The 18606-nt window shown below is 68.5% G+C and carries 16 protein-coding genes; 7 read left to right on the top strand and 9 right to left on the bottom strand.

All coding sequences use genetic code 11. The annotated features are described in order from the left end of the window. Window positions 1-27 precede the first annotated feature (27 nt). Both pyrC and ENSA7_RS31170 read left to right on the top strand, forming a co-directional pair. Window positions 28-1077: a dihydroorotase gene (gene pyrC, locus ENSA7_RS31175; protein WP_106093044.1), complete on the top strand. Its 1050-nt coding sequence runs from the start codon at window positions 28-30 to the stop codon at window positions 1075-1077. A 99-nt stretch (window positions 1078-1176) separates the two neighbouring features. Then, window positions 1177-2745, top strand: a complete 1569-nt coding sequence (locus tag ENSA7_RS31170; protein ID WP_146158343.1) for a hypothetical protein — start codon at window positions 1177-1179, stop codon at window positions 2743-2745. On the opposite strand, the gene ENSA7_RS31165 is transcribed toward ENSA7_RS31170, so the two are convergent. From ENSA7_RS31165 to ENSA7_RS31160, 3 genes are all read right to left on the bottom strand, one after another. Beyond that, window positions 2718-3566 carry a nucleotide excision repair endonuclease gene (locus ENSA7_RS31165; protein ID WP_181234286.1) on the bottom strand — a complete coding sequence of 283 codons (849 nt, stop codon included), beginning with the start codon at window positions 3564-3566 and terminating at the stop codon, window positions 2718-2720. The two genes, ENSA7_RS31170 and ENSA7_RS31165, sit on opposite strands and share 28 nt — an antisense overlap. Window positions 3567-3630: 64 nt before the next feature. Further along, complete coding sequence (locus ENSA7_RS44410; protein ID WP_181234285.1) at window positions 3631-4611, bottom strand: hypothetical protein; 981 nt, start codon at window positions 4609-4611, stop codon at window positions 3631-3633. Continuing rightward, a complete protein-coding gene (locus ENSA7_RS31160) occupies window positions 4612-5028 on the bottom strand; it encodes a hypothetical protein (RefSeq protein WP_106093041.1) in 417 nt (138 codons plus the stop codon). A 66-nt stretch (window positions 5029-5094) separates the two neighbouring features. Between ENSA7_RS31160 and ENSA7_RS31155 the strand changes: the two genes are divergently transcribed. Both ENSA7_RS31155 and ENSA7_RS31150 read left to right on the top strand, forming a co-directional pair. After that, on the top strand, window positions 5095-6018 hold the full coding sequence (locus ENSA7_RS31155) for a hypothetical protein (RefSeq protein ID WP_106093040.1): 924 nt from the start codon (window positions 5095-5097) through the stop codon (window positions 6016-6018). After that, the gene (locus ENSA7_RS31150; RefSeq protein WP_106093039.1) at window positions 6015-6980 is read left to right on the top strand and encodes a 2-hydroxyacid dehydrogenase; all 966 of its coding nucleotides are present in this window, start codon (window positions 6015-6017) and stop codon (window positions 6978-6980) included. Before ENSA7_RS31155 ends, ENSA7_RS31150 begins: the two co-directional genes overlap by 4 nt. Here the strand turns inward: ENSA7_RS31150 and ENSA7_RS31145 are convergent, their stop codons facing one another. The 4 genes from ENSA7_RS31145 to ENSA7_RS31130 form a co-directional block, all read right to left on the bottom strand. After that, on the bottom strand, window positions 6981-8030 hold the full coding sequence (locus tag ENSA7_RS31145; RefSeq protein WP_106093038.1) for a hypothetical protein: 1050 nt from the start codon (window positions 8028-8030) through the stop codon (window positions 6981-6983). It lies immediately after the preceding gene. Between the two features lie 48 nt (window positions 8031-8078). Continuing rightward, window positions 8079-9608 carry a hypothetical protein gene (locus ENSA7_RS31140; RefSeq protein WP_146158342.1) on the bottom strand — a complete coding sequence of 510 codons (1530 nt, stop codon included), beginning with the start codon at window positions 9606-9608 and terminating at the stop codon, window positions 8079-8081. A 72-nt stretch (window positions 9609-9680) separates the two neighbouring features. Beyond that, entirely contained in the window at window positions 9681-10592 is a 912-nt protein-coding gene (locus ENSA7_RS31135; protein WP_106093036.1) for a mechanosensitive ion channel family protein, read from the bottom strand. 59 nt (window positions 10593-10651) lie between these two features. Further along, window positions 10652-11866 (bottom strand): molybdopterin-dependent oxidoreductase, encoded by a 1215-nt coding sequence (locus ENSA7_RS31130; protein WP_146158341.1) that lies wholly within the window; start codon window positions 11864-11866, stop codon window positions 10652-10654. A 218-nt stretch (window positions 11867-12084) separates the two neighbouring features. Between ENSA7_RS31130 and ENSA7_RS31125 the strand changes: the two genes are divergently transcribed. Then, entirely contained in the window at window positions 12085-12954 is an 870-nt protein-coding gene (locus tag ENSA7_RS31125) for a hypothetical protein (RefSeq protein ID WP_146158340.1), read from the top strand. A 3-nt stretch (window positions 12955-12957) separates the two neighbouring features. Here the strand turns inward: ENSA7_RS31125 and ENSA7_RS31120 are convergent, their stop codons facing one another. Further along, window positions 12958-14163, bottom strand: coding sequence for a hypothetical protein (locus ENSA7_RS31120; protein ID WP_146158339.1), 1206 nt, complete (start codon window positions 14161-14163; stop codon window positions 12958-12960). A gap of 192 nt (window positions 14164-14355) precedes the next feature. On the opposite strand from ENSA7_RS31120, the gene ENSA7_RS31115 reads away from it, so the two are divergent. Together ENSA7_RS31115 and ENSA7_RS31110 are read left to right on the top strand one after the other, a co-directional pair. After that, window positions 14356-14700, top strand: coding sequence for a CU044_2847 family protein (locus ENSA7_RS31115; RefSeq protein WP_146158338.1), 345 nt, complete (start codon window positions 14356-14358; stop codon window positions 14698-14700). Beyond that, the gene (locus tag ENSA7_RS31110) at window positions 14697-17591 is read left to right on the top strand and encodes an AAA family ATPase (RefSeq protein ID WP_106093031.1); all 2895 of its coding nucleotides are present in this window, start codon (window positions 14697-14699) and stop codon (window positions 17589-17591) included. The genes ENSA7_RS31115 and ENSA7_RS31110 overlap by 4 nt, the downstream gene beginning before the upstream one ends. A 13-nt stretch (window positions 17592-17604) precedes the next feature. On the opposite strand, the gene ENSA7_RS31105 is transcribed toward ENSA7_RS31110, so the two are convergent. Further along, entirely contained in the window at window positions 17605-18519 is a 915-nt protein-coding gene (locus ENSA7_RS31105; RefSeq protein WP_106093030.1) for a mechanosensitive ion channel family protein, read from the bottom strand. Between the last annotated feature and the right edge of the window lie 87 nt (window positions 18520-18606).

Below are 18606 nucleotides of genomic sequence, written 5' to 3'. Positions count from 1 at the left end.
TCGTCGAGTCGTCGATCGAGTACCAGCATGGATAGCCTCACGATCACCCAGCCCGACGACTGGCACCTGCACCTGCGCGACGGGGATCAGCTGATCTCCGTCATCGCCGACACCGCCGCCCGGTTCGGCCGCGCGGTGGTGATGCCAAACCTGAAGCCGCCAGTGGTCAGCGTGGCCCAGGCGCTCGGCTACCGTGAGCGGATCCTGGCCGCGCGCCCGCCTGGCTCGGCCTTCGAGCCGTTGATGACCCTGTATCTGACCGCAGACACGACCCCTGCGCAGATCCAGCAGGTCGCGGCCACGCCACAGGTGGTCGGCGTCAAGCTCTATCCGGCCGGCGCCACGACCAACTCGGAGGCCGGCGTGACCAGCCTCGACGCCCTGACCCCGGTGTTCGAGGCGATGGCCGAGCACGCGGTGCCGCTGCTGATCCACGGCGAGACCACCGACCCCAACGACGACGTGTTCGATCGTGAGGCCCGGTTCGTCGACGGCGCGCTCACGCGGCTGCACGGGCGCCACCCCGAGCTCAAGATCGTGCTCGAGCACATCACCACCGCCGACGCGGTCGCGTGGATCGGCGAGACCGGCCCACGCACCGCGGCGACGGTCACCGCCCACCACCTGCTGCTGAATCGCAACGCGATCTTCAGCGGCGGACTCCGGCCCCATCACTATTGCCTGCCGGTCCTCAAGCGCGAGCGTCACCGCGAGGCGCTGGTGGAAGCCGCGACCTCGGTCGCCAACACCGGGAAGTACTTTCTAGGCACCGACAGCGCGCCGCACTCGATCGCCAACAAGCACAGCGCGTGTGGGTGCGCGGGGATCTACACCGCCCACGCTGCGATCGAGCTGTACGCCGAGGTGTTCGAGGCCGCGGGCGCGCTCGACCGGCTCGAGGCCTTCGCCAGCTTTCATGGACCGGACTTCTACGGGCTGCCCCGCAACCGGGTGATGCTCAACCTGGTGCGCGAGGCCTGGACCGTGCCCGAGACCCTGAGCTTGGGCGATGAGCTGCTGGTCCCGCTGCGGGCTGGCGAGCGGGTGCGCTGGCGGATCGCGGCGCAACCCAGTTGATCGAGCCGCCAACTCGATTGGCCTGATCCCACGACAAACGCCGTTTATTTGGTCGCTGCTGACGCCCGAGCGAGCACGGCGCTTGCACCGTCGGTGCTCGTGCGCGCTGCTGCCTGGTTCTCCCTCTCGATCATCACCCTGGGTCCGGCCTGCGTCGAGGATCCGCCCGAGCAAGCCGCGGTGGTCGGGATGGTCGTCCCGGTCCCCGCGCCCGACCGGCTCGACCTCCTGATCGTGGTCGACGACTCGGGCTCGATGAGCGGGTACCAAGCCACGCTCGCAGCCAACCTCGACGCGATCGCGCAGGTCCTGCTGGCCGATGACGTCGACTTCGACGTCCGCGTCGCGATCACCACGACCAGCGTCCCCGGCCCGACCTGCGCCGGCCCGCTCGCACGTGGTGGCGAGCTGCTCACCGACACCTGCCGCGCCGCGCCACCCCAGGCCTTCGAGGCGCCGAGCGAATTTTCGGACGAGGTCGTCGACCAGCGCGAGATCTGCAACGACGCGTGCCCCCACGATCAGATCGCGCGGCGCCCCAGCCCGCTCGACGACTACGCCGAGCAGCTTGCGATCCGCCCGTGGTTCGAGCCGGCCAACAACAGCTACGGCGGCAACCTGCCCGGAGATGTCAGCTTCGAGCACGCGCTCAGCTGCGCGGCGCTGCGGGGGTTTGGCGGCTGCGAATTCGAGAGCCCGCTGGCGGCGGCCAGCCGCGCGCTCGAGCACATGGGCAGCCCGGGTGATCCTGCGTTCGGGTTCCTGCGCGACGACACCCCGCTCATGATCTTGTTCATCGGCGACGAGGACGACTGCTCGCATCATGCCGCGTCGGCGTCGATGTTCGACCCCGAGGGTGAGCGCGTGTTTTGGTCCAACCCCGCCGCCGACGCCCCGACCTCGGCGGTGTGTCACAACGCGGGGAGCTCGTGCGACGCCGACGGCTGCGTGCCGATCGACCGCGACGCGCACGGTCAGCCGACCACCGACTACGCCGACGCCACGCTGCGCTCGCTGGTCGAGTTCGAGGCCAAGCTCGCCACGCTGCGGCTCGAGCGGGGGGTATTCGTGAGCATGATCGGCGGCGTGACACCGAACGGTCTACTCAGCTACGCCCCCTCCGATGACGCCGCATGGATCGAAGAGTTTGGCTGGGGCCCCGGCTGCGAGAACGCGATGGGCCAGCGCGCGCAGCCGCCTGGGCGGCTCTACCAGCTGGTCGCGCCGATCGGAGCGGCGTCCTCGATCTGCAGCGCGGACTGGACCCCCGCGCTCGAGAGCGTGGCCAACAAGATCAGGCCGCAACTTCCGCCATGGTGTGGACCGGTCGGAGTCGCGGACACCGACCCCAGCACCGTCCTGGTCGAGCCTGACTGCGAGCTGATCGTGCGCACCGCCGCCGACGAGACCTGGCCAGTGCCGCCCTGCGTCCGCGACGAGCAGGGGTTCGTCCTCGACGCGAACCTGAACTACGCCGTGCCCGCTGGCGCCGATCGCTGCCACGTGCTGTTGACCGACTCAGACCAGCAGACCGAGAGTCTCTACGACGACATCAGTGACATCTGCGTCGACGCGGAGCGCCCGCTGGAGGTCAGCATCGCCGTTCGTCCAGGGACGCTCCCTGTCCCCCGCGACAGCGTCTACGCGCTGACCTGCGCCTCGGACTGAGCTTCCCGGAGCCTCCACATCGCTTGCAGCGGGTCCCTCGCGGCGGCGGCGACCGGCCACGCCACATGGTTCGCGGCGTCGGCCATCAGCCGCAGCGGCCGCGCCTGCTCCCGATAGAATGTGTCGACCGCGAGCAGGTCAGCCTCGACCTCCGAAGACTGCGACCGAGCCTTGACCTTGTCGAGCAAGGCCACCGCAGTATCGGCGAGCGCGTCGTCGCTCGCGCCGCGGAGCAGCTGCGTCCACCCGGCCCGCGTCTGGGCTGGGAGCTGGCGAAATTCGAACACGTAGGAGTAGTCCTTGTCCGCGTCGGCGCCGAGGGTCCGACGCGGCTGCGCGTGGCCGAGATATCCAAACAGCCGCATCATCGCAAAGAAGGCCGTGCCCGTGACGTCGCGCGACCGGTACGCGCCATGCAACTCGTAGCCTTCAAACTGCTCGGGCACGGTCGTCAGGCACCATCGCAGCAAGCTCCCGTCCGCCGCGACGCCGATGAAGGGGTACAAGAACTCATAGGCGAACTCCACGTTGCGCTTGGGCCGGTGGGCCTGGATCAGGCGGATCTCCGCGAGGCATGCGTCGAGCTCCGACTCGTGCTGCTCGACGACGATCCGCGTGGCAGACCGGACCAACGCGCGCATCTTCTTGCGACTCCGCTCGGGGCCGGCGTTGCGGTACTGCGACAGGCGCTTGCGCAGATCCTTGGCCTTGCCCACGTAGATCAGCGCTCCTGCCCGGTCATACATGCGGTAGACACCGGGCGCGCTGGGGATCTGGGCCAGAAAGTCGCCTCCGAACTTCTTGTCGAAGCGCTCCCGCATCGCCGACAGGATCGCGGCAGCGAGGCCGCGCCGCAAGCGATCCGCAGACACACTGGCGACCGCGTCAGTCGCCGAACGCCTCGGCCAGGCTGCGCTCGAGCCCCGCGCCCTCGTCTGCCCGCCCAGCCGCCGCCTCGCGGGTGCGCGCGGCCAGATCCCCCAGCTCGCTGTAGACCCCCAGCGCCTCGATCGCGTCGCGGGCCAGGCCCGTCGGCGCGTCGGCGACCAGCTCGAGCAGGTACCCCCACGCGTCCTCGCTGCGCAGCATCGAGATCGCCAGCAGCCCGATCCTGCGTGGCCCGAGCAGCGTGCCCTCGACAAACTCGCGCAACGCCGAGAGCGCCCCCGGCGGCCGCTCCTGTCCGAGCGCGAGCGCGGCGGCCTCGACCACCAACTCATCGCGCGCGCGCAGGTGCTCGACCACAAACCCGAACGAGTCCTCGCCGTCGAGGGCCAGCAGCGCGGCAAAGCAGGCCCCGAGCACCTCCGGCTCGGGGTCGCCCGCGCGGATCCTGAGGATCAGCAACGGAACCCCGGCCGCCACGTCACCGCTGGCCGCGACCGCGTCGGCGGCCATCCTTCGGGCCTCGCGCTCGGGGTCTGCGAGCAGCCGCGCCAGCTCGACCATGGCGTCTGGATGGCGGCGGTTGACCAAAGCCATCGCCGAGATCCCGCGCAGCGCCACCGCGGTGTCCTGCGAGCCACCCCACACCGGCTCGGGCTGCACGTGCCGGACGGCGATCGAGAACAGCTCGTCCGCTGGCTCGCCGAGCAGGTCCAGCGCCTTGACGACCCCAACCTTGGTTCGGCAGTCAGGATCGCTGCGCACCGGATCGGTCATCGCCCTGTCGAAGGCCGCGCGCATGGCCGCCTCGAACCCGGTCAGCTCGTGCTCGCAGATGACCTCGAGCGCGGCCGCGACCACCAGGTTGGAGCGAGCCCCCAGAGCCTTGGTCAGCGCCGCCTGGGCAGACTTCGAGTGCGGATCCGTCACGGCCTCCGCGAGCCGGTCCAGCGCCTCGAGCGTGCGGTCGCGCTTGGCCACCTACGCACCACCCCGACGCCGCTCGTGAGCCTCGCGCTCGCGCTCGCTCGGAAACGCCGCGATGTGGGCCATGACCCCGAGCGCGGTCAGGGCATACGTCCACTGCATGTCAGCGCCGAGCATCGCCAGGGTCAGGCCGAAGATCGACACCGCCTCGGCGAGCGCGAAGCGCAGGATCATCGCGGTCAAGAACGCCTGAGTCCGGGCGAACAGTGGCACGCCCAGGGCGCTGAGGAGCGCGACCACGACCCCGACCCCGGTCAGCGTGATCGAGATCATCTGGACGTCACCAGCGCCTGCGCCGTCGGGCGGGCGAGCGACGTGCCCGACGACGAGGAACAGGATGTGACTGACCAACATCGCGGCCCACAGGATCAACGGAACTTGCATGGTGGGGTCCTTGGGTGGGTTCGCCATGCCGCCAGGGTAGCAGCATCCGGCCGCGCTACCCTTGCCCTCTCCGTCGTGCTTAGATCGCGGCCAATGGCTCCCCTCCGCCCTCTGCTCCCGCTCGGCGTGGTCGCGATGCTGACGCTCGCGTGCCGTACGGTGCCGGCGACGCTGCCCGAGATCGAGGCCCGCACGACCACCCGCAGCGACCCGCCCGTGTTCGTCGAGTCGCAGGTCGGCGCCGCCGGCCGTCGCGTGTTCGAGCCGCTGTCCGAACAAGCCGCGCAGATCTACCGGTGCTGGTTCAACGACCCCTACTCTTACATGTTCACCTACGAGGGTGAGCCGTTCGCGTTCAACCAGCGTCAGTTTGGCGTGTTCATGGCCGGGATCAGCGGGATCCTCTACTACGGCAACCTCAACAATTGCGTCGGCGACATCGTGGGGCAGCCGCCCGCGAGCTACAGTGATCTTCGGCCGATCGAGCGCTTCGCTGGCGTGAGCGCGACCTTGCCCGGGTCCAGCCTGCCGTTTGACACCGTCAACCCGGAGATCATCTTCTGGGCCCGCGCAAAATTGCTGCCCGCGCCCAATCAGTACATTGACGGTGTCCCGGTCCAATTGGCCTATGATCGGGTGTTCTACCGGTTCTTTCGCATGATGGCGGTCAGCCTGTTCGAGCTGCATCAGCAATATTCGATCGCCACCGAAGCCCAGAGCTACCTGCGCGACACCTCCAACGGCCAGCACGGGATCGAGTGGCTCGAGCGCCACTACACCAAGAGCATGCCCGAGTTCGACGGCAACTGGGATGGCACGACCCTGACCACCCCGATGGCCGCGGGGTTCTGGCTGCGCCGCCAGCTCGACGGCTCGATCGGGCCGTGCTGGCACGGCCTGCGCGACGTGCTCGAGCGCTTCGATCCACAGTGGCTGGCCGAGCAACTCGACAACCATCCCAACGCCAAGGACGCGCTCGCGCAGCTGCCCGACGCGATCGGAGCGGCGGCGCCGTGACCCACCTGGTCGTCGTCCCACCCGAGGTGCCCCGCGAGTGGCTCGCGCGGCTCGACCAGCCCGAGGCCGGCTGCGAGGTGATCGTTGGGATCGACGCGGTTCCGACCCCGCGCCTGCCCGAGGTCGTCGGCCTGCTCTCGCTGCTGACCATGCCCGTCGACCTCGAGCTGCTCGTGCGCCTGCCTGCGCTGCGCGTGGTCAGCAACATGGCGGTTGGCTACGACAACGTGGTGATCCCGGCCTGCGCCGCGCGGGGCGTCGCGCTGGGCAACACCCCGGGCGTGCTGACCGACGCGACCGCCGACCTGACCATGGCCTTGCTGCTCGCCGCCGCCCGCCGGATTGACGAGGCCGCGCTCGACGCCCGCGAGGGTCGCTGGCACACCTGGACCCCCGACGGCTGGCTGGGCGTCGAGCTGCGCGGGACCACCCTGGGGGTCGTCGGGCTCGGCAAAATTGGCTACGCGGTCGCCGAGCGGGCCCGCGGGTTTGGCATGCAGATTTGCTACGTCGGGCGCTCGGATCACGATCACCCCGACGCCGCCAAGCTCGGCGCGCAGCGGCTGAGCTTCACCGAGCTGCTCGCCCGCGCCGACATCGTGACATTGCACGTGCCGCTGACCGACGAGACCCAGGGCATGATCGACGCAGCCGCGCTCGAGCAGATGAAGCCCGAGGCGATCCTGATCAACACCTCGCGCGGGGCGATCGTCGATCAAGACGCGCTGCTGGCCGCGCTCACCACGGGTCGCCTGCGCGGCGCGGCGCTCGACGTCACCTCGCCCGAGCCGCTGCCGCCCGCGCACCCGCTGTTCGCCGCGCCTGGCTGCCTGATCTTGCCGCACATCGGCTCGGCGACCCACACCACCCGCAGGCGCATGGCCGAGCTCGCGTGCCTCAACCTGCTCGCCGGGGTCCGCGGCGAGCCGCTGCCACACCCGGTCGCGCTGACGCAGCCGTGATCACAGGCAGCCGATCGGCGCCGTCGAGACCACGATGTTGTCGAAGTCGCGGCCCTGGTCCTGCGGCGAGCCGTCGTTCCAGTAGTTCTCGAAGAACACCGCGTTGATGCCGTACTCGGTCCAGGTGCCGACAAAGTCCAGGCCATCGCGCTGGGCCTCGAGCTGACCGTCGATCCAAAACTCCTGCACGCCATTTTGCATGCCCGGATCATTGAGCTTCACGTGCGCCTCGACGCAGAACCACTGGCCCGACAGCTCGGTCGAGAACAGCGGCGTCTGCCCGGACAGGTTGCCCAGCCAGCTGAGGTTGGCGAAGTCGTTGTAGCCCTGGCACACGACCTGTCCGTCCTCGACGCAGCTGGCGGGATCGAGCAACAGGTGCGCGTTGCCGTCGCTCCACAGGTGGGCGATCATGGCTTGCGACCAGTCGTCGGCCGAGCTGAAGATCGTCGCGCGCGAGAGCTTGGCCGGGTTGCCGGTCCAGCCGTCGTCGTTGCGCAGGTACATGCGGTACCAGATCTCGCGGAAGTCCTCGTCGGGGCGAATGCCCTTGTTCATGTAGCCGTTGGGGTTGCGGCCAAAGCCCAGCTTCATGCCGCCGGCTTCGACCTCGCCTGGCTCGAAGTGGGTGCGCATGCCCTGGGTGCCGCCGTAGCCCGCGCCCGGCGTGACGACAAAGTCGCCCTCGTCGTCGCCATACTCGAAGTAGCGGCCGTCTGCGACCATGGGCGCGTCGGACTCGAAGTCGTCGCAGAAGATCCACTCGGGCGCGGGGTCGCTGCACTCGAGCGGATCGCCGTCGCCGTCGCCCGAGTCTCCATCTCCGTCCCCGTCTCCGTCTCCATCGCCCGGATCTCCGTCGCCGTCGCCCGGATCGCCGTCGCCGTCTCCGTCTCCGGGATCGCCGTCGCCGTCGCCTGGATCTCCGTCGCCGTCACCACTCTCCGTCGCCGATCCGGTCTCGGAATCAGCGGCAGGTTCGTCGGCGCAGGCGGCCCCCAGCGCGAGACAGGCACAGACAGGAAGCAAGGGTAGGAGCGAGCAGCGCATCGCGCGACCCTACCCTGTTCTGGGCTCACGTGGTTGATCGACACCCGTTCAGCCCGGCGTGCACTGAGCGGGGCCGATGGTCACGTCGTCGATGTTCCAGTGACCGGCAGTGTACGCGCCGTTGCTGCCAACGTTATGACAGAAGCGAACGCGGAAGTTGGCGTTCTTGTAGGCCGTCACGTTGTGGCCAACCTCGGTCCAGGCCAGGTCGTTCATGCACGTGTTGCTGGTGGTGTACACCTGTTGCCAGGTGTTGCCGTTGTACACCTGCACCGTCGAGACCATGTAGGGCGAGTAGTCGGTGTGGAGGTGACGCCAGTAGGTCAGCCACACCGTGTTCATTGCGGCGGTATTGATGACCGGGCTCGTGATGCAGTAGTCGGCGTGGAGCGCCACGCTCGCGCAGCCGCCAATGACCACACCCGCGATCCCGTTGTCATTGGTCGGGGTGTGATCCGTGGCCGGATCGTTGCCGGGGCACGAGGCCGCGCAGTTCGAGGCCGCCGCCGCCCCGATCTGCCACTCGGTCCCGAGCTGCCAGCCCGCGCTGTTGTTGGCGAAGTCCTCGAAGAACACATAGCCCGGCGCGTTCGGATCCTCGCACTCGCCAATGTTGCAGACCTCGGCGACCGTGCACTGGTTGCTGTCGTTGCAGGGGTTGCCGTCGTTGGCCGACTGCTGCGCGCACTGGCCGTTGTTCTGGTTGCAGACCCCCACGTTGCACGCGTTGCTCAGCTGGCTGCAGTCGAGCGGCACCCCGCCGCCGCAGTTGCCCGCCGAGCAGACCTCGCCGGAGGTGCACAGGTTGCCGTCGTCGCACGCACCATTTTGGTTGACCGGCGACGACTCGCAGACCTTCTCGACGTTGCACACGCCCGCCGTGCAGTCGCCGTTGAACGCACCGCAGTCGGCGTCGACGAGGCAGTCGGCTGGGGCGCAGGCGTTGGCGTCGCAAAACTGCGAGAGGCAGTCCAGGTCCATCGCGCACGCCCCACCCTCGGCGCAGCCTGGGCACGTGCCGCCGCAGTCCACGTCGGTCTCGCTGCCGTTCAACACGCCGTCGCCACACGCGGGTGGTGAGCACACGCCCCCCGAGCACACCCCGCTCAGGCAGTCCGCCGCGATCGCGCAGCCGAGGTTGTCCTCGCATGCATCACAGGCCGCGCCGCCACAGTCGACGTCGGTCTCGTCGCCGTTTTGGACCCCATCCGAGCACGACGGCTCAATGCAGACGTTGCCGACGCAGCTGTCGCTCAGGCAGTCACTGTTCATCACGCACGCGAAGCCATTCGCGCATGGATCACAGTTGGGACCGCCGCAGTCGAGGTCGGTCTCCATCTGGTTTTGCTCGGCGTCATCACAGGTCGGATCCGGGGCCGAGCTATCGCCGGTGTCGTCTGCTTGGTGGTCGTCGCTGCCAGTCTCGCGGTCGCCGTCGCCGTCGCCGACCGACGTGGGGTTCTGCGTCGTCAACGTCAAGAACACGTCGCCGTCGTCGGACTCGCCGGTCGCACAGCCGAACGTGAAGGCGGCACAGGTGCCCGAGATGATTACGGCTCGCAGGTTGTCACTTCGCATGAACGTCTCCAGGCCCCGATGGTACGCCCGCGGTCGCACAGCGCCTAGTCAAAAAATCGGTCGACGATGTGGCTACGAATCCGAGGGCGGCTTCGCGACCTTGTTTTGTAGCCAGGACAGGTTGCCCGGCTCGAGCAGCTGGACCGAGAGCGGCGTGGGGCTGCGCAGGTGCAGGTCGCGTTGCGGGAACGGAATCTCGATCTTGCGGCGCGCGAACTCGGCCCAGATCGCAAAATAGATCTCTGTCGCAAACACGTCCGGGGTGTGCAGCATCGTGTCCGAGGGGACCCGCAGCACGAAGTTCAGGCTCGAGTCCCCGCAGCCCAGGAACAGGACCTCGGGCGACTGCCCGACCGCGAGCGAGGGCGTCGCGTTGCCGACGGTGAGCAGCGCCTCGCGGACCTGCTCCACGTCGCTCGAGTACGACACCCCGATCGGGAATCGAAACTTGACCACGCGACTGTGAAGGCTGAGGTTGGTGACCCGCTGGCTGACAAACTCGGAGTTGGGCACCAAAATGTCGATGCTCTCGTTGGTCCGGACCACGGTCGTGCGCGCGTGGATCCCCACGACCTGGCCCTGCACGCCGTCGTTGAGCTGGACCCGATCGCCGACCTTGACCGGACGCTCGAACAGCAGCACCAGACCGCTGACGAAGTTGTCCGCCAGGTTCTGCAGACCCAAGCCCACGCCGACGCCGATCGCACCGAAGGCGACCATGATGCTCTTGAACTCGAGCCCGAGCCACGGGAGGATCGAGAACAAGCCGACCACCCAGATCACGTAGGAGCTGATCCGCGCCGTGGCGTACTGGACCCCGGGGTCGACCTGCGTGCGGCGGAGCAGGCGAAACACCAGCTTGCGCTTGACGACCTGGGTGAGCAGCGCGAGCAGGGCCAGGTACGCCACGACCGACACCAAGGTGCCAACGGTGATGTTCTGGGCGCCGAGCGTGAACAGGTGGGTGTGCCACAGCTCGTTCATGCTCGCCCCTGGCTGGTGATCGACACGATGGTTGCTGCCTTCATTGCTGTCGCGCCGCCTCAGACCTCGTCAATGACGATCCGACGGGCATAGTACCCGCTGTCCAGTCGGACCGTTGAGACCGTCGGATCGTCGATCGCCATGGTGATCTCGTAGGTCCCAACGGCGCCGGGCTTCCAGGCGTAGGACCACAGCGTCCAGGTGTCGGTGCTGGCGTGTGTCGGGCAGACCTGGACGGGGAGCGGGGCGCCGCCGTCAAACCGGATCGCCAGCGCGTCGGTGACCTGGGTGCCGCCCCACATGATCCCGACGATCTTGTAGAGCAGCGCGCCGTCGACCGACCACCGCTCCACACGCACGGGCATCGCCGCTTGCTGCATGATCGCGGGGGCGTAGTCGGCCGCCAGCGCGTGGGCCTGGGTCTGGTGGGTGCGCGTGGCGAACTCCAGCATCTGCGCGGTCGCGGGCTCGCGGGCTCCGACCAGACGGATCGAGTCGACCCACTTGGCGTTGCAGCAGCCGTACCAGCCCGGGATGATCAGCCGCAGCGGCTGGCCGTGATCCGGCGGGAGCGGCTCGCCGTTCATGTGCGTCGCCAGCATCGCCCCGGCCGCCGCGAGCTCGTCGAAGCGAAACACCCAGCTGCAGCCGGGGCTCGAGCTGGTCGAGGGCTGCGAGTGCTGGTCGAAGCCCTCGATCAACACCGCCGTCGCCTGGGCCTGGATCGAGACCATGGCCAGGATCTCCGTCAGCAACACCCCCGACCACTCGGCCGCCGAGATCAGCCCGAACGCACGATTGTCGCCGTTGCCCGAGCACTCGAGCAGGACCACGCGCGAGGTCTGAGGCAGCGCAGCGAGGTCATCGAGGCTGAGATCGAGCTCGGCGTCGACGAGGCCCGACACCCGCAGGTTCCACGCCTGGTCGAGGTCGAGTTGATCCGGGAGCGCGGTGCGGACGAAGAAGTCGTCGTTTTGAGTGATCAGAGTGTCGGCCTCGAGGGTGCCGAGGTCCAGCGCCAGGCGGCCGTCGAGGCCCTGGCCCTGGGGATCGCCGACCGAGGTCTGGCCTTCGCCCTCGAAGCTGGTGATCGCGCCAAGCAGGACGCCACCCGCGAAGGGATCGGCGCACGGGCCCCCATTGCCATCATCGGTCTCGCCGGTCTCGCCTGTCTCGCCCGTGCTGCCGCCGAGCTCCTCGCTGCACGCAAACAGGAGGGTCGTGGCCCCGCCAGCACACAGATACAAGAACTGTCGACGAGCGTGGGCAGGCATCGCGCCCACGGTAGCTGCTCGTGTGGTTTGTTTCCAATCGACGCGCGCGCTCAGCCGTGACCGCGCGCAGCCGGCCGCGGGCCCGAGCGACGCGGGCGCACAATAGCTGGCGACCGCTCGCGTGATCTTGGTATCGGCCTGCGCGGCGCTGAGCTCACCGCGACGAGACGAGACGAGAGATTGAGCAGAGCCATGAACATGTGCAACATTGGCGGTCCATGCGAACGCCCGGTGACTTGCGCGTCTACACGCTGATCTGTGCGGCCAGCTTGGCGGCCAGCTGGATCACCGCGTGCGGCCAAGCCTCGGGCGGCGCGGGCGATGGCGAGACCAGCTCGAGCGGCATGGCCTCGACGACCACATCGACCGCCCCGACCACCTTCACCGACGGCCCCGACGAATGCGGTGAAAACGACCTCGACGAGTGCGAGATTGGGGACATCGGTGAGCAGTCCTGCAGCATGATCTATCAGAACTGCCCCACCAGCTATAAGTGCGTGCCGCACTGGCCCGACCTCGCCAGCGCGCCCGAGTACCGGTGTGTGTCGGTCACGGGCGCGGTCGAGCCCGGCCAGACCTGTTCGATAGGCAGCCTCGCAACCGGCAACGACGACTGCGACGCCGACGGCTTTTGTTGGTCATACAATTCGGGGCTGCTCGCCGGTCGTTGCCACCCCTATTGCACCGGAGGCATCCAGTACGTCGAATGTATCGATGGCTGGACATGCTCGCTCAGCGACGTGGACCCGCCCATGTGCGTCCAGCGTTGCGTGCCGCTAGCCAGCGACTGCGGCGTGGGCCTCGAGTGTGCGTGGACCAATCCCGACTTCAGCTGCGTGCTCGAAGGCGCGGGCCATGGGGTTGGTGAGCCGTGCAGCCTCGTCAACGACTGCGCGTCCGAGCTGCTGTGCGTCGAGGGCTTGTCGCTGACGAGCTGCGCGGGCGACGAGTGTTGCGCGGCATATTGCACGGTGGCCGCGGGCGACGGGCCCTGTCAGGCGATCGATCCCGACTACGCGTGTATCCCCTTCTTCGAGGATCCGCCGCCGTCGGGGTTCGAAGATCTCGGCGTGTGTGTGCTGCCGTAGGCGCTACGCCTGCTGCGCTCGCCGCCGAGCGAGCCCGACCAACCCCAGCACCAGCAGCCCGCCGAGACCGCCGGCCCCGCGCTGCTCGACCGCGCACCCCTTGGCCTCGCCCGCGTCGGCGCCCGCCGTTCCCCCGCCAGTCTCCCCGCCGCCGTCGCCATCGCCATCCCCGTCGCCAGGGTCGCCATCGCCATCGCCATCGCCGTCGCCATCGCCAGGCTCCGGGCACCCGCCGCCCAGGCACACCGGGATCTCGGTCGAGACCTCATTGCCGTCGGCGTCGGTCGCCGTCACCAGTAAGGTCAGCGCGCTCGGGCCCGCCCCGAGATCCAGCCCGCTCCAGCGATATGGATACTCCGCATCCACGGCCGGCGGCGCCCCTAGCCCGACGACCTCGAGCTGGGCCGTGATCCCGCCAAACCCATCGTCGACCTCCACGACCACGTCAAACGGCGACGTCACATCCGACCCCGGCTGCGGCTCGATCACGACGATCTCGGGCGGCCCGTCGTCGACCCGCGCCCCGAGGTTGGCGATCAGATCAGCGGTGCTGTTTTGCTGACCCATCCCACACTCCGCGTGGGCGCACCCCGAGCCACCATTGATGTTCGCGCACGCCTCCCCAAACTTCAGGGCCGAGTTACTCCACGACGACATGATCTGCCCGTTGCCCGCGATGTTCTCGAGCCCCCAGCCATAGCCAAGCGCGCCGAGGGTATGAAACGCGACGCGCTCGGTGTCGAGGTGCAGATCCTCGGCCAGGCAGCCCCAGTACGCGAACGCGATCGAGACCCCGCTCGCGTCACCGCAGTCCGACAGCCCGACCTGCACCGAGCAGGTGCCGCCAAACGAGCTCATGTGATCTTCGGCGCTGCCGAACACGACCATGTCGTAGGGCCCCATCGCCGGGCGCTCGAGCGTGAAGATGATGTCGAACGGCACGCTCACGTCCTTGAGCAGCGCGAGCAGGTCTTGCTTTTGCTCGTCCGAGGCCCCGACCCAGCCGTCGAAGTCGGTCTGCGTGTAGCCGTTGACGCTGACGCTGTCGGCCGCCGGATCATTGGTGCCCGCTTCGATCGTGACCGGCTCGGTGTTGACGAACACGACCCGACTCGCGGCCGCGGTCGCGGGCGTCAGCGCGGACACACCGAGCAACAGCAGCGGGAGGGCGAAGGAACCAATACCGGCAGACCAGGTCAGGGCGCGCATGGCTGGCATGATACAGGCCAAACAGCCGTTGGCGTAATCATCGAGCTCGCGGGGCGGCGTGAGGGGTTGCGTCAACGCCCGCCCGCGCGCCTGCTCGCGGGCGGGGCAACGCCGTTTCGGTTGACACCCTCGCCACTCCTGTGGCCCGATCCTCGGGTGACGAGCGACGATGCCAGCGACACGCCTCCCGGGATGTCGACCATCTCGATCCAGGTCGAGACCCCGGAAGGCGGCGCCAAGCTCAGCGCTCCCTACGAGCCGGCGAGTCGCGGTCCGACCCGCGGTCCACGCGAGAAGATCCAGGCGCTCGGCGAGCAGCTGGCCGACGTTGGGATGTCGACCCTGACCGACTTCATCGTCACCCCCGCGCTGTGCTTCGCCGAGGCCATGGCCAAGCTACCCGAGGCCAGCCGACCCGCGACCGTGACCATGAAATTCTCACTGGCGGCCGGGGTCGAGGGCAACCTGTACATCGCCAAGGGCACCGCTTCGGGCGCGATCGAAGTCACGACGACCTGGGATCGCGCCAAGACGTGAGCTCGGTCGAGCACATCCAGCGCAGCTGCTTGGCGGTCATGCGCGAGGGTGATCAGGCCCCTGCTGGCACCGCGTTCTTGATCGGGCGTCGCCACGCGCTCACCCTGCTGCACGTCGTCGACGAGTACTTTCGCGGCCGCGAGAACCGGGCCCCGCACTCGGTCGATCTGCTCGACGCGCAGATCGAGGTGCGCGCCAACGTGTTCACCAGCGAGGAGATGCCGGTCTACGCCCGGGTCGCCGCGATCTCCGAGCCGATCAAAGTACCCAACACCGCCCTGCGCGACGACGCGCTGGTGCTGCTCGACCTCAACAAGAACTTCGATCACTTCCTGGAGATCGGCGCCTACGAGACCCAGGATCACGCCGGACACAAGCTGTGCATCGCCGGCTACGAGAGCGCCCGGTTCGGCGAGGGCATCGCGCTGGTCTCGGACGGCCAGCCGGGCCTGTCCTCGGCGCCACTGTCGGTGATCAAGCATACGGGTCTGGGCCCGACCGGCATCCACGGGGCCAGCGGCGGCCCGGTCGTGCTGTTTGGCAGCCGCTCGGCGATCGGCGTGCTGTGGGGCAGCGCCGGCAACTACGCCGAGACCTGCTACTTCTTGCCGCTGCAGGACCTCCACCGCGAGTTCCTTGGCCGCGGGGTGCTCGGGACCAGCCGCTACTTGCAGCTGGGCACGCCGCCACCGCCAGCCGGGGCGCTCAGCGGCTATCAGCGGCTCCTGAGTGGCGCGATGACCCAGCGCCTCTCGCTGCTCGTCGGCCCGCCCAAGAGCGGCAAGACCACGCTGCTCGCCATGCTCATGCAGCAGATCGAGGAGTCCGAGCCGGCCTCCCCGGTCATCTGGTGCGGCGACTTTGGCGACGTCTCGCATCGCTTCGATCGGCTGTTCGCCGAGCTCAAGCGCGCGCTGCCAGAGGTCCAGAGCAGCCTGTGGTACGTGCCCCACCAGGAGCTGCAAGAGGTCGACACCCTCTACAATCTGCTGCTCAGCAACAACGCCGCGCTGCTGATCGACGACGTCGACTTCGAGCGCGAGCCCAAGCTGGTCGCGCTGCTTCAGTACGCGCACCTCAACAAGGCCCGCAATTTCACCTGCCGGATCCTGGCCACCGCCCACACCCGCCCGCTCGATCGCCACGGCAACCCGCTCCCGCACACCCCGATCCCCACGCTGAGCGAGCGGCAGGCGGCCTCAGTCGCGCGCAAGTACTTCCCGGGCCTGCGGTCGGATGACGCCGGCCGAATCGCCCGCGCCGCCCGCTACCTCCCGGGCGTGATCCACCGGGCCTTCGTCGTGCTCGGCTCCCACGCCAGCGCCGATCAAGTGGTCTCGCGGGTGCAGCAGCTGACCGCCGCCGACGGCAAGGCGTTCTCGGCCCGCATCAAGGCTTGCGGCCCCAACAAGGGCGACGCGAGCTTGCTGCTGTGCCGCTTGATCGCGCTGTCGAGCCACCCGCTGTCCATGCAGGATCTGGTCGACGCCTATCACGACGTCCGCCGCAGCGTGTCCAAGCGCAGCCACGATCACTGGGCGCAGGTGTTCTACGAGCGGATCGTCGACATCAACCGCGAGTTCTCGGCGCCGCCGCTGATCAGCGAGAGCCTCGATGGATTCATCGTCAATCCCTGGTACCGCGATCTGATCCGCGCCGACATCCCCGAGCCTGTCGCGGGCAAGGCCAGCGTTGCGATCGCCAACGCCCAGGCGTCGCGGCGCTCGCACTCATCGGCGTTCGTGCGGCTCACCGCGATCGAGAGCCTGATCAAGGAGCACGAATTCGCCAGCGCGGCCCGCCACCTGCTGGCCAACGCCGAGTCGTTGATCCGCGCGCAGCTCGACAGCGCGGTGGCCGACTGCGCCTGGACGGTCCTCGCCTCGTCCGGCTTCTCACCCGACGGCACCACGCTCACCACCGGGTTCACGCCGACCGTCGACCTCCACGAGCTCGAGATCGCCAAGCTGTTCAATCTGCATATCAAGACGCTCGAGCGCGACGGTGAGCACCAGCTCGCGGCCCGCCGCGGCGAGCTGCTGCACAGCTACCTCGAGGCCCGTCGCCGCGCGTTCGAGGTCGAGCAGCTCGAGTGTCTGGTCGCGCGCTCGAACAGCGAGCTGCAGAGCGGCGAGCTCGACCGCGCCCTCGATGCCTGCCAGGCCGGGCTCGCGCTTGCGATGCAGCTCAAGAAGCTCGGTCAGCCGGTCAACGCTCAGACCGCCGACATCTACCTGAACATGGGCAAGCTTCGCGCGCTGCGGGGCGACCTCGACCGCGCGCTGCGGGCCCTCGACCGCGCGCTCGCGCTGCTCCTGGCGCAGGAATTTCCAACGGCGACCGAGCGCAAGGTCAGGCTTGGCCGCGGCTACCTCAACCGCGGCGAGGCCCACCGTCGGCTCGGGCACCACGAGCAAGCGATCGCCGACTTCGGCCGGGCGATCGAGCAGTTCGAGCACACCCAGCACGCCGACGCCAAGCTCGGCCTGGCCGCGGCGTACAACAACCGGGCGGCCTGTCAGCTGACCCTGCACCAGACCGATCTGGCCCTCGCTGACGTCCGCGCCGCCGAGCAGCGCTTCGCTGACTTGATCTCGACGGTCAGCTCCGCCCGGATCTTGTTGATCTACGCCGAGCACATCGACACCCTGATGCAGGCCGCCGCGCAGCAGGCCGAACTCTCCGGCGAGGTCGCCGAGCCAACCCTGGACATGCTGCGCGGCGCGATCGACAACCTCTCGCTCAAGCTCAACGAGAGCATGTTTGGTGGGGCGTCGGCGCATGTCAGCGTGACCGAGGTGATCGCGCGAGTGGTCGCCTCTCCCGCGCGGGACGTCGGTGCGCTCGCGCTCGTCCTCGGTGAGCTCCGCGACCTGCTGGTCCGAGCCTGAGCTCGCCCGCCGCTCAGCTCGCCCGCGGGGGCAACATGCGGACATCGAAGGCAGGGGTCTCGACCAGGTGCACGGTCATCGACGCCATCCCCACCCGACCGTTGGTGGCGTCGAACGCGGCCAGCGCCTCGGACCACAGCACGTCCTTGGTCCCGCGGCGGCGCTTGTGGTCGACCACGTAGCGCAGCGTGAACTCGACCCAATTGTCGTTGGCCACCATCGTCACCATCGGGTCGATCTGGGCGTCCTCGATCGCAAACTTGGTGACCATATCGGCCCAGGTGCTCTTCGCTCGCGCCGCGTAGTCGCCCAGGTGCGCGGCGGCGATGACCTGCAGGATCTTGCGGGCCTCCGCGTAGTCACTGCCAAACTTGATCGGGACCACGATCTCGTCCCACAGAAACGGAAAGTCGCCCGAATAATTGAACACCGGCTCCTTGAACACGAAGCTGTTGGCCACGCGCACGATGCGGCCGGTGTAGAGGTCCCCGTTCACCCACTCGCCGATCTCCATGATCGTCGTGCGGATCACCCCAATGTCGATCACGTCGCCGCGGATACCACCGAGCTGGACCCGATCCCCGATCCGATAGAACCCCCCGAACATGACGGCGACCCAGCCGGCCAGGCTCGCGATCACCTCCTGCAGCGCGAACGCGATGCCGGCACCCGCGACACCGAACGCCACGGTCAGCCCGCCCAGCTTGTCGCTGAAGATGATCGTGATCACGACCGCCGCGATCAGGTAGCTGACCAGCGCGACCAGCTTGCGGGCCCGGTACCGCGCGGTAGTGTCGCTGATCCGGCCGAGGACGCTCGAGCTGAACACGATCGCCAGCCCCCGCGCGAGGATCACCGCGACGATCGCCGCGATGATCTTCCCGACCGTGGGATTGAACAACCAGGCCTCGACGGCAGAGAGATCCATGCCGGCACCCTACTCCGACTCGTGCCCGGCGCCAGGCCTTCCCACCGGTTCCCGCTCGGGCTAAATCGCGCCGCGTACGAGAGTGTC

Origin of the sequence: Enhygromyxa salina (genome assembly GCF_002994635.1) — a bacterium.
GTDB lineage: Bacteria > Myxococcota_A > Polyangia > Nannocystales > Nannocystaceae > Plesiocystis > Plesiocystis salina_B.
The sequence above is the reverse complement of the archived record's forward strand: the minus strand, read 5'-3'. Positions and strand labels throughout refer to the sequence as shown.